Below are 10991 nucleotides of genomic sequence, written 5' to 3'. Positions count from 1 at the left end.
GCCGGTCGTACCAACGATTTTCCCCGACGGTTGGGTTGGCAGGGAATGTTCTGTATAATAAATGGCGACAGATGATGGCGATACGAATCGGGAGTTGGAGGGACAAGATTGGCACAGCTCTATTACAAATACGGGACGATGAACAGCGGCAAATCGTTCGAGATCATCAAGGTCGCCCACAATTACGAGGAGCAGGGCAAGCAGGTGCTTCTGTTCTCGCCGGCCATCGACACGAGGGACGGAGCCGACCAGATCGGCTCGCGCGTCGGCATGACGAGGAAGGCGATTCCGGTGGACGAAGCCACCGACATCTTCGAATGCGTGCAGCGGCACACCGGCCCTGATCGGCGAATCTATTGCGTGCTGATCGACGAAGCGCAATTCCTCACGAAGCAGCACGTGGTGGAGTTGACGCGAATCGTGGATGAGCTCGGTATCCCAGTCATGGCGTTCGGGCTGAAGAACGACTTTCAGAACAATCTTTTCGAAGGCAGCTATAACCTGCTCGTCTATGCGGACAAGATCGAGGAAGTGAAGACGATCTGCTGGTACTGCGACCGGAAAGCGACGATGGTCATTCGCTACAAGGACGGAGTGCCGATCAACGAGGGGGACCAGATCCAGATCGGCGGGAACGAGGACTACAAGCCCGTCTGCCGAAGATGCTACCAGGCCGCCTTCAAGTCGAAGTCGTAATCATCGGGATGAGGTTGCGCAGGAGGCGGCGAGAGCGGATGCGCGATGGCGATCCGAAGCGCCGCCCCCAGAGATTTGAGCGTTGAATTGTTGCGACTCCAGGTGGAATCGCTTCCACAAAATGGTGCGGAGGCTCGATCCATCTCGCATCGCTAGGCAATCTTTCGGTTGACCTATCTCGGATTGAGATGATATCGATAGGAATTGATTATTTTTATCATGGCGCAGGATATACTATAATTTCAAGTGATATGAGAATCGACAACTTAACCTTACTAACTAATTAGTTTACTGAGGGGTAGGACAATGCCAACTGAAGAGCGTGACTTGCCGTTTAACTGGCAAACGTATTATGGGCAGAATTTGGGCTACATCCAAGAGCAATACGAACTTTACTTGACGAACCCGGAATCCGTGTCCCAGGAGTATCGTGAGCTGTTCGCCACAAGAGGAGCGCCTCCTCTTCTTGAGCATGCTTCCGGAGCCGCGCCCGCAGCGCCGTCCGCCGGATTGAGTGCCCGGCAGTTGAAGCATGCCGTAGACGCAGGCAAGCTCGTCTGGAATATTCGTACTTACGGCCATCTGGCCGCCGATATCGATCCGCTCGGCATCGACGGGAAGCCGAGCATGAAGGTGCTCGAGCCGGACACGTACGGCTTGAAGCAAGAGGATCTGGCCGCTCTGCCGGCAAGCCTCGTCTGGGAAGAAGCTCCCGCAGAGGTGCGGAACGGCTGGGACGCGATCGCCAAGCTGCGCGAGGTGTATTCCGGTCCGATCGCTTACGAGTTCGGCCACGTGCATGACGAAGCGGAGCGCCAGTGGCTGAACGATTATGCCGAGAAGCTCGTTCCGACGCAGTCGCTTAACGCGGAAGAGCGCGGCAAGCTCGTGAAGCGTCTGCTCGAAGCCGAGCAGTTCGAAGACTTCCTGCAGCGGACGTTCGTCGGGGCGAAGCGCTTCTCCGTCGAAGGCAACGACGCGCTTATCGCCCTCGTCGACGAGATCGTTCACGAGCTGACGAACGCGGGCGTCGGCCAGATCACGATGGGCATGGCCCACCGCGGCCGCCTGAACGTGCTCGCCCACGTGCTCGAGAAGCCTTACACAAAGATTTTCTCGGAGTTCTATCATTCCACGAATAAGGCCGTCGTTCCGGCGGAAGGCTCCATCGGCATGAACTACGGCTGGTCGGGCGACGTGAAGTACCATCTGGGCGCCAACCGTTCGATCAAGACCGGCGAGACGGCCGTTACGCGCGTCACGCTGGCGAATAACCCGAGCCATCTGGAATATGTCAATCCGGTTGTGCAAGGCTTCGCAAGGGCGGCTCAAGAGAATCGCTCCAAGACGGGCTACCCGGTCCGCAACGAGGATCTGGCCGCCTCCATCGTCATTCACGGCGATGCGGCGTTCCCGGGCGAAGGCATCGTGACGGAGACGATGAACCTCGGCCAACTGAACGGCTACCGCATCGGCGGCTCGATTCACATCATCGCGAACAACAAGATCGGGTTCACGACGGAGAGCTTCGATTCCCGTTCGACCCATTATGCGAGCGATCCGGCCAAGGGTTACGAGATTCCGATTATCCACGTCAATGCGGACGAACCGGAAGCGGTCATCGCTGCCGCCCGCATGGCGAGCGAATACAGAAGATTGTTCAAGAAGGACTTCCTGATCGACCTGATCGGTTATCGCCGGTACGGCCATAATGAGACGGACGATCCGGAATCGACGCAGCCGCTTATCTACAAGAAGGTCAAGGCTCACCCGACGGTCAGCCGTCTGTACGCCGACAAGCTGATCGCCAAGGGCCGGTTCAGCGAGGAAGAGTACGGCCGCATCAAGAACGAGGTCGTCGATCGCTTGAAGGCTGCATACGAAGAGATGAAGAAGAGCGAGACCCAAGAGGCCGTTCACCAGACTCCGGAGGCGTCGCAGCAAGCGAAGGCGGTCGAGACGGGCGTCGATCTGAAGACGCTTCGCGAGATCAATTCGGAGCTGCTGAACTGGCCGAAGGACTTCACCGTCTATCCGAAGCTGCAGCGCATCCTCGAGCGCCGCGCGAACGCGATGAACGACGGAGAGAAGCTCGACTGGGGCCATGCGGAGACGCTGGCGTTCGCCTCCATTCTGGCGGACGGCACGCCGATCCGGATTACCGGTCAGGACGCGGAACGCGCGACGTTCGCCTTCCGGAACCTGGTGCTGCACGATCCGAACACGGGCTCGACGTATTGCCCGCTGCATCACCTGCCGCAGGCGAAGGCATCGTTCGCGATCCACAACAGCGCGCTGTCCGAAGCGGCCGTTCTCGGCTTCGAATACGGCTATAACGTGTTCGCTCCGGAGACGATGGTCATCTGGGAAGCGCAATACGGCGACTTCAGCAATGTCGCGCAGGTGCTGATCGATCAGTTCATCTCCTCCGGCCGCACGAAGTGGTCCGAGAAGTCCGGTCTGATCATGCTGCTGCCTCACGGCTACGAAGGCGCGGGCCCGGAGCATTCCAGCGCTCGTCTGGAGAGATACTTGCAACTGTGCGCCGAAGAGAATTGGACGGTTGCGAACCTGTCCAGCTCCGCGCAGTACTTCCACCTGCTTCGCCGTCAGGCGAGCATGCTCGGAACGGAAGACGTGCGGCCGCTCGTGCTCGTCTCGCCGAAGAGCCTGGTGCGCAATCCGCGCGCCGCATCCTCTCCGGCAGAGCTTGAGAAGGGCTCGTTCCAGCTGATCGTCCAGCAGCCGGGACTCGGCGGCAAGGCCGATCGCGTCGAACGCCTCGTCCTCTGCTCCGGCAAGGTAGCGATCGATCTCGAGGATGCCCTCGAGAAGGAGAAAGAGAACAATATGGACTGGCTGCACATCGTTCGCGTCGAGCAGCTCTATCCGTTCCCGGCCCAAGAGATTGCGGCCGTGCTGGCACGCTTCCCGAACCTGAAGGAGATCGTATGGGTTCAGGAAGAGCCGCGCAACATGGGTTCCTGGAGCTTCGCCGAGCCGCGCGTTCGCGAGCTCGCGCCGGCCGGCGTCGAAGTGCGCTATATCGGACGTCCGGACCGTTCGAGTCCGGCTACGGGCTTCCAGCAAATTCACGTTCTCGAGCAGCAATTCATCCTACACCAATCGCTAAAGCCGAGTCCGACTTTGGCTCATAACCTGGGGAGGTAACAGCAGTGCAAGATATTATTGTTCCAGCAATGGGCGAATCGATTACCGAAGGAACGATTGCCAGATGGGCAGTGAAGGTCGGCGACTCGGTGAAGCAGGGCGACCTGCTTCTCGAGCTCGAGACCGATAAAGTCAACCTGGAGATCAGCGCCGAAGCAGACGGCGTGATCGCCGAGATCATCAGCAACGAGGGCGACACGGTCCGCATCGGCGAAGCCGTCGGCCGCATCGGCGAAGGCGGCGGAGCTGCGGCACCTGCTCCGGCAGCATCCGCCCCGGCGGCATCCGCGCCAGCCGCAGCGCCGGTAGCAGCATCGGCTCCGGCGGCAGTCGCAACGGCTGCGGCCCCTGCCTCCGCTCCGGCAGCGGCGGCCAACCCGGCTACGCTCGGGTCGCCTTCCGCCCGCAAGAACGCTCGCGAGCAAGGCATCGACCTGAGCGCGGCTCCAGCGACGGCGACGGCGGCCCCTGCTGCGGCAGCCGCCTCGGCTCCGGCAGCAGTGCCGGCCCCAGCGGCGCCGGCGTTCACGTCGAACAAGCCGCATGAGCGCAAAAAGATGTCCCGCCGCCGCGCGACGATCGCGAACCGTCTCGTTCAAGCCCAGCACACGGCCGCCATGCTGACGACGTTCAACGAAGTCGACATGACTGCGATCATGGACGTGCGCAAGCGCCGCAAGGACTCCTTCAAGGAGAAGAACGAAGTCAACCTCGGCTTTATGTCGTTCTTCACGAAGGCCGTCGTCGGCGCGCTGAAGAAGTTCCCGCTGCTGAACGCGGAGATCGACGGCGAAGACATCATCGCCAAGAAGTACTACGACATCGGCATCGCCGTGTCCGCCAAGGAAGGCCTCGTCGTTCCGGTTGTGCGCGACGCGGACAAGCTGGGCTTCGCCGAGATTGAGCGCTCGATCGTCGATCTGGCCGGCAAGGCTCGCTCCAACACGCTGGCGCTGTCCGACCTGCAAGGCGGCACGTTCACGATCACGAACGGCGGCACATTCGGCTCCCTGCTGTCGACGCCGATCCTGAACGCTCCTCAAGTGGGCATTCTGGGCATGCACAAGATCCAATACCGTCCGGTTGCGATCAACAACAACACGGAAGTCGCGATCCGTCCGATGATGTACATCGCGCTCTCCTACGACCACCGCATCGTCGATGGCGCGGAAGCCGTGCAATTCCTCGTCAAGGTCAAGGAGCTGCTCGAAGATCCGGAGACCCTTCTGCTCGAAGGCTGATCCTCCGGGCTGTCATGTCATCCTCAGCCACCTCGCCAAAGCCGTCTCTCAAGGTCGCAAGACCTTCGGAGGCGGCTTTTGGCGCGCTTATCGGGAGGGTCTGGTGCCGTGGCTGCCGATAGCTGCCGGGAATTTATGCGAAATTTCACATTGGCGCGTCCTGGTAACGGGTCTTTTGCGTGATTTTATGCGAAAAACCACATACATAAGGAGTATTCCGACCCGAACGGCCCTCATATATGCTAAAAATCATATAAAACACCTCGATCCATCCGGAAAACGCGCCGGCGAATACGAAAAATCACATAAATCGCCCCAATCACACTAATCGCCCCAACCTCGCCATTCTCGCCAACCGCCCAACCGCCCAACCGCCCAACCGCCCAACCGCCCAACCGCCCAACCGCCCAACCGCCCAACATCCCAACATCCCAACATCTCCAATCCCCTAAATCCCGCCAACCGTCCCAATCCCCAAAACCATTTCCGCCGTTCGCAAGTCTAATGAATGTGAGGGGAGGGCCAGCATGACGATCGAGGAGCAAGTACGGGCGGCGCAGCGCGGCGACGATCAGGCGTTCTACGGGTTGATTCACGCCGAGAGGCAGCGACTCTTCCGCATCGCCTGCACCTATCTGAAGAACGAAGAGGACGCCGTCGAAGCGATCCAGGAGACAACGTACCGCGCTTATCTGAAGCTGGGCAAGCTGAGGGAGCCGCGTTTTTTCCACACGTGGTTGATTCGAATCCTGATTCATTACTGCCTCGACGAACGCAAGCGCAGAAGGCGGATGCTGCCCGTGGACGAGGTTCCGGAGCGATTGTCGCGCGAAGTCGACCTGGCGGGCCGGATCGGGCTCGGAATGGAGATCGACAACCTGAAGCCGAAGCTAAGGCACGTGATCCTGCTGAAGTACTACGAGGACATGACGCTGAGCGAGATCTCGCGCCTGCTGGAGAAGCCGGAGGGGACGGTCAAGACATGGCTGCACCAGGCTCTGAAGCAGTTAAGGGCCGCATGCGGGGGAGAAGGGGGAGAAGAACATGCCTAAGGAGGAAAAGGAGGAGCTCGGGCGGATCGAAGAGACGGGTTCGGCGGAAGAGTTGCAGCGCGGGAAGGCGTCTGACGCAAAGTCGTCGCTGGACGCGAGAATGGGCGAGGCGATTCGGGCCGGCATCGAGGCCGGCGTCGCCGAACGGGCGCGCCGCCGCAGACGGTCGGCGAAGCGCTGGATCACGCTGGCGTCGGCCTGTATGCTCATGCTAGTCTGCCTGTTCTCGATCCGCGTCTCTCCCGTGTTCGCCGCGATGCTGCGGGATATTCCCGGATTGGAGCGGTTCGTGGAGCTGATCGAGAACGGAGACCGGGGCATTCGCCTGGCGGTGGAGAACGACGATTATCAGTCGATCGGGGCAACCGATGAGATAGACGGAATGAGCGTAACTGTTCAAGGCATCTTGGTGGACGAGTCTCGTATGGTGATTTTCTACGAATGGCGCAATCGTGCGGACCAGACCCCGCTGGAGATGGGAGATGTCTGGCTCGAGGACGAGCAAGGGGAGAAGCTGAGCGTCGGATACGGATACGGCCGCGGCGATCCGGTCCGGGAGGACGGCAACAATATCGTCTCCGGCAACATAGATGTCTGGCAGAATTCGAACGATTCGCGCTGGCCCGAGCACGTGACGCTGCATATGCGTCTGCACCTGAAGCCGGAAGATCAGGGAATGACCAACGTGGAAGAGGCGGGAGAAGAGAGCCGGACGGAGACCGGAGAAGAGCTCCTGTTCCAGGTAGGCTTCCCCATTGATCCCGCGACATACGTTGACAAGAAGAGAGTCATTCCCATCAAGGAGACCATCTCCCCGCAGAATCAGTCCATTACGTTCGAGAAGGCGGTCATCTCGCCGCTGCGCGTGGCCGTCTACCTGTCGTTCGACCCGGCCAACACGATGCAGGTGTTCGACCCGGGCGATATGCGGCTCGTCGACGACCAGGGCGAGGAATGGAAGAGCACGGGCGGCTGGAACGACACCGATCAGCCGATTCTGTTCTTCGAGAGCAATTATTATCGCACGCCCAAGAGCTTGACCCTGGAGGGGAGCTGGTTCCGGGCGCTGGACAAGAGCAAGCTGGACGTCCAGATCGACCTGGACGCCCTGAGAATCGTTCAAGCTCCCGACGACAAGCTGAGCATGGGCGGGGTCAAACGAACAAGCGAAGGAGTAAAGCTGACCCTGGCGCTGAAGGGGATCGCTGCGGACGACATGATGTCTTATTCGTTCTTCGACTCCGGCTACACGGATGCCTCGGGAGCCGCATTCTCGTTCGACGCCTCGGGAGGCTGGACGAACAATGTCGACGGGCAGGCCGGCAGCGAGCAGGGGATGTACTTCATGCTGGAGGATAAGCCATATGTGCAGCCGCTAACCTTCAAGCTGTTCACGTACCCTTCGTATTTGCGCCAGGAGTATCGATTGAGGTTGTGGTAGGTTTTTCTCCCGTACGGTTTACGACTTCGCGCTTGCCAGCGCTTCCTTCGCCTGCTGGTCGTACGACTCCATGTACTCCTCGAGCGTCAGCCCCGAGTCGTAGACGGCATCGGCGATGTCCTGGCCGACGTAGCGGACGTGCCAAGGCTCGTACGTGTAGCCGGTAATGTCCTGCAAGCCTTCCGGATAGCGGATGATGAAGCCGTGCTCATGCGCGTGCTTCGCCAGCCACTTGCCTTCCTTCGTGTCGCCGAACTTCGTCTCCAGCTCGTAGTTCGCGCTTGAGCTGGAGACGTCCATCGCCAGGCCCGTCTGATGCTCGCTCTGTCCCGGATGCGCGCTCGTCTGATTCGCCACGTCGGCGCCCTTCAGCTCGGCGTTGCGGTCGAAGATGGACTTCTGCGTCGCGTAGGAGCGATAGCCGGAGACGGCCTTCAGCGTAATGCCGTCCTTCTTCGCCGCTGCGAACAGCTCCTCCAAGGCGCCTGCGGCAACCTTGCGCATCTGCTTCTTCGGCGAATCGCCCGAGAACGAGAATTCCACATTCGGACCGACGAGATCTTCCGGGATATAGGTGGAGGGCAGGTTCCTCTTCTTGTTGACGAGCACGAGCAGGCTGTCCGAATTCGTGATGACCGCCAGCCCGTCCTCGTTCTTCTTGGTCGTGACGGCCGGCGCGTTCTGCAGCAGCATCGCCGTGAGCGCGTCAGGCTCCTCGGAAGGGGGGGCCGGCGGCGTCGAAGCGGGAGAGCTTGTCCCTTCCTCCGAATCGTCGGACGGAGCCGCGGAGGCGGGAGCGGAAGCCTCGGGAGACGACTGTGCGGGAGTCTGCGATGCGGAAGCCGATGGAGAAGACGGCGCGGAAGCGCTCGGCTCCAAGGAAGCGGAAGAACCCTTCTGCGCCCATACGTCCCATTCCCCGATCTGCGTGAATCCCCAGATAAGAACGCCGGCGGCGACGACGGCGGTGAGCAGCTTTGCTTTGGTACCCAATGTGATCGAACTCCTCTCTGTATCTATTAAGACGATGCGCGGCGTGCAGAAGTTTCGTAGATATTGTCGATTTATCATGGCAATGCTTGTCGAATGCGCGGTCCGGGTTGGAATCAAGCAAGTTTTTGTCGGAAAACTTGGTTGACCGAGAAGGAAACGAGCTGTTTATTGTCAAATACAAAGGAGATGAATGGAGAAAGGTGGAGTTGGCAGAATGCGAAGTCAGAGGGGGCTCCGCTCTCTACGGGTACAAGTGCTGATCCTCATGCTGATCGTCCTTATGCTTCCCTTGGGCGTGCTGGGGTATTATTACTATTCGACATTAAGCTCGGATCTGGGGCGGATCGAACGTTCCCACGCGCTGGACGTAAGCGGTTCCGCGCATATGCTGCTGGACCAGCTTGGCGAGCAGTTGTCGAGCAGCGTCATCACGAACGCGAACTGGGAGGACGGGCGAGTCGCCTTCGAAGCGATGGACAGGGAATGGCTCGCGGAAAATATGGACGTCTCCGTCGGAATCATCCCGAACGTCGATTTTATGGCGGACTTTGAACTGGACGGAACGGTCATCAACTCGGTGGGAGACATCGCGGAATTCTCCGAGAAGCTGTCCGACGAGAGCCTTCTCGCCAAGGTGACGGAGCAGGAGGACGTGTTCGGAATGGTGGACACGTCCGAGGGCTTGGCGATCGTCGCGCTCTCCCTTGTCACGGACGAGGAACGCTCCAAGCCTCCGGCCGGCATTCTGATGTTCGGCCGCCTGCTGGATGAGGAAGCGCTCTCCGGAATCGGCGAGCTGATCAACGGGGAGCTGGCGCTGCGTTCGGCGAGCGGGCAGTTCCTGACGACGGACGCGGCGCTGCTGGCCGATCCGGGCGCGCCGCTCGAAGCCGGGCAGCCGAAGTTCCGCTCGCTGAAGCGGGAGGGGACCGGCTACAGCGAGGTGCGCTCGAAGCACGAGGGACTCTCCGGCAGCCAGATCGCCGATGCGTACGTGCTGCTTCCGGCGGAAGCGAGCACGACCGTGCGTTCGGAGATGATTCGCCTCAGCCTGGTGGCCGGCATCGCAGCGATCGCGCTGATCGTTCTGATCTCGTACATCCTGCGCCGGCGGGTCATCGTGCCGCTGACGCGGTTCGAGCGGTTCCTTGGCGAAGTAACGGACGGGAACCTGCAGGGCGTACTGCAGCAGGGCGATCTGGCGCGCCGGGATGAGATCGGTTCCATCGCCCGCTCCTTGCGGGAGATGGTCACTCAGCTCAAGGGCATCGTGGCCGGAATTCGCGAGACGGCATCCGTCGCCTCGTCGACGGCGAACACGCTGTCTTCGGAGGCGGAGAGGGCTGCGGAAGGAGCGAACCGGATCGCGGAATCGATCCAGGAGGTTGCGGCCGGCGCCGAGTCGCAGAAGGAAGGCATGAATCGCGGTGCCGAGGTGACTCGCGGCATTCTGGACGGAATTCTGATGATCGGCGAGAGAACGTCGTCGATCGCGGACACGGCCGAAGCGGCGAAGCAGAAGGCCGACAGCGGCAACGGGACGATCGTCGGGGCGATCGGCCAGATGGGCAAAATCGCGGACACCGTCGATTCGTCCGTGCACGAGGTGAAGCTGCTCGTCGACCAGTCCGCCGATATCGGCAAGATGGCCGAGGCGATCTCCCAGATCGCGGCGAGGACGAACATCCTTGCGCTGAACGCGAACATCGAGGCGAGCCGCGCGGGCGAGCAGGGACGGGGCTTCTCCGTCGTCGCGGAGGAGATCCGCAAGCTCGCTCAGCAGTCCGACGCGACGGCCGCCGACATCGCCGTCAAGGTGGAGCACATCCGCGAGCGGATCGAGGCGGTCATGAGCCGGATCGACGAGGGCAACCGCGAAGTCCAGGGCGGTCTGCATCTGGTGAAGGAAGCGGGCGAGGCGTTCGAGCACATCCGCTCGGGCATCTCGGGCATCGGCGGCGAGCTGAAGGAGATGGCGGCGGCAGGGCAGGAGATCGGAGCGCAGACGGAAGAGCTGGCCGCGCTCGTGGAGCAGACGGAGGCGATCTCGGAGTCGAGCGCCGACCGCTCCCAGGACGTCGCCGAGATCGCCGACTCGCAATTCGGCGCCGTTCGCCGCGTCGCGAACGAGATGAGCGACCTGTCCCGGAGAATTCACGAGCTGGGGCTGGCGGTCAACCGCTTCAAGTGACGGCGATGGAGGCGGCGCGGCGGCGGCCCATTCGAGCTAGGGACGGCCGCTGCTGAAGCTGGTGAAGCCGCCAGCCGCCTATACTGCCGGATGCCGGGAATTTATGTGAAATTTCACATTCGAGCAGCGCGATAACGGGCCGTTTGAGCGATTGTATGTGAAAAATAACATACATAGAGAAAATTCCGGCCCGCGTTGCCGTATAT

Annotated in this window: 7 protein-coding genes; 6 read left to right on the top strand and 1 reads right to left on the bottom strand. The window is 60.8% G+C overall.

Going from position 1 to position 10991, the window contains the following annotated elements; genetic code table 11:
• The first annotated feature begins 108 nt into the window (after positions 1–108).
• The 5 genes from E6C55_RS17820 (at position 109) to E6C55_RS17800 (ending at position 7601) form a co-directional block, all read left to right on the top strand.
• A complete protein-coding gene (locus E6C55_RS17820) occupies positions 109–696 on the top strand; it encodes a thymidine kinase (RefSeq protein ID WP_136371166.1) in 588 nt (195 codons plus the stop codon).
• A 306-nt stretch (positions 697–1002) separates the two neighbouring features.
• Positions 1003–3867, top strand: a complete 2865-nt coding sequence (locus E6C55_RS17815) for a 2-oxoglutarate dehydrogenase E1 component (protein WP_136371165.1) — start codon at positions 1003–1005, stop codon at positions 3865–3867.
• Between the two features lie 5 nt (positions 3868–3872).
• A complete protein-coding gene (odhB, locus tag E6C55_RS17810) occupies positions 3873–5108 on the top strand; it encodes a 2-oxoglutarate dehydrogenase complex dihydrolipoyllysine-residue succinyltransferase (RefSeq protein ID WP_136371164.1) in 1236 nt (411 codons plus the stop codon).
• A gap of 527 nt (positions 5109–5635) precedes the next feature.
• Positions 5636–6160, top strand: a complete 525-nt coding sequence (locus tag E6C55_RS17805; RefSeq protein WP_136371163.1) for a sigma-70 family RNA polymerase sigma factor — start codon at positions 5636–5638, stop codon at positions 6158–6160.
• Positions 6153–7601, top strand: coding sequence for a DUF4179 domain-containing protein (locus tag E6C55_RS17800; RefSeq protein ID WP_136371162.1), 1449 nt, complete (start codon positions 6153–6155; stop codon positions 7599–7601). The genes E6C55_RS17805 and E6C55_RS17800 overlap by 8 nt, the downstream gene beginning before the upstream one ends.
• Positions 7602–7619: 18 nt before the next feature.
• Here E6C55_RS17800 and E6C55_RS17795 read toward each other — a convergent pair whose 3' ends face one another.
• Positions 7620–8594 carry a M15 family metallopeptidase gene (locus tag E6C55_RS17795; RefSeq protein ID WP_230986732.1) on the bottom strand — a complete coding sequence of 325 codons (975 nt, stop codon included), beginning with the start codon at positions 8592–8594 and terminating at the stop codon, positions 7620–7622.
• A 214-nt stretch (positions 8595–8808) separates the two neighbouring features.
• Between E6C55_RS17795 and E6C55_RS17790 the strand changes: the two genes are divergently transcribed.
• A complete protein-coding gene (locus E6C55_RS17790) occupies positions 8809–10785 on the top strand; it encodes a methyl-accepting chemotaxis protein (protein ID WP_168735713.1) in 1977 nt (658 codons plus the stop codon).
• Positions 10786–10991: the final 206 nt, after the last annotated feature.

It is taken from the genome of Cohnella fermenti (assembly GCF_004801405.1).
Classification (GTDB): Bacteria; Bacillota; Bacilli; order Paenibacillales; family Paenibacillaceae; genus Cohnella; species Cohnella fermenti.
The sequence above is the reverse complement of the archived record's forward strand: the minus strand, read 5'-3'. Positions and strand labels throughout refer to the sequence as shown.